1 protein-coding gene is annotated in these 785 nt (G+C 45.4%); it reads left to right on the top strand.

The genetic code is table 11. The annotated features are described in order from the left end of the window. Positions 1-372: hypothetical protein (locus D5R40_RS33485; protein ID WP_205127883.1), on the top strand; the 372-nt coding region annotated here is incomplete at its 5' end. Positions 373-785 lie beyond the last annotated feature (413 nt).

The following is a 785-nucleotide window of genomic DNA, read 5'->3' as shown; positions in this document are numbered from 1 at the left end:
ACAGATCCTAATGGCATAGCAGTAGCAGTTAGCCCAACCGTTGCTGTGACCGAGAGTGGAACGTATACTTTGGAAGTTGAAGATGGGATTACTGGATGTGTCACCACGGATGAAGTGCAAGTGAATCTTCAATCTGCACCTCCGATAGCTGAAGCTGGCCCTGATCAGGAATTAACCTGTCAGAATAATCTACTAGTCCTGGATGGCAGTGGTTCTGCTACCGGCAATACTATCGTTTACCAATGGACAGTAATCAAAACAGCAGTTGTCTACAGGGAGAAAATACTAGTAGTGCCGGTGGTAAGTTGTGCCGGGACTTATTATCTGGAGTCAGAGACACGGGTAGCGGATGTTTCAGCCAAGATAGTGTAGTAGTGCAAATTAGTGATGAGCTACTGCTGTCATTGCTGTACCCGATACCAACTTTACTGTGCAGATACTTCCATTGTTTTAATGGCAACCTTGCCCAATATGGGTAGTTTTGGGTTTGAATGGTGTGAAGTAGACGGAAGTGGTCAGGCCGTAGACGGAGTTGTAGGGCTAATTTGGATTATGAAGTTCTAGAGGCTGGGCAATATAGGTTCCGAGTGGAGGATTTCAAAGCGGCTGTATTAATGAATTTACTGTAAATGTTGGTAAAGATACCATTGCACCAAGCGTGGATGCAGGTACTGATGTGACATTGGTTTGTACCTCACCTAGCCTGCAATTGCAGGGAGCTGCGGATACTGTCAATACGATCTGGTCCTGGAGCTCCTTAAATGATAGTCAAATAGATAACCCCA

It is taken from the genome of Okeania hirsuta, assembly GCF_003838195.1.
GTDB lineage: Bacteria > Cyanobacteriota > Cyanobacteriia > Cyanobacteriales > Microcoleaceae > Okeania > Okeania hirsuta.
The sequence above is the reverse complement of the archived record's forward strand: the minus strand, read 5'-3'. Positions and strand labels throughout refer to the sequence as shown.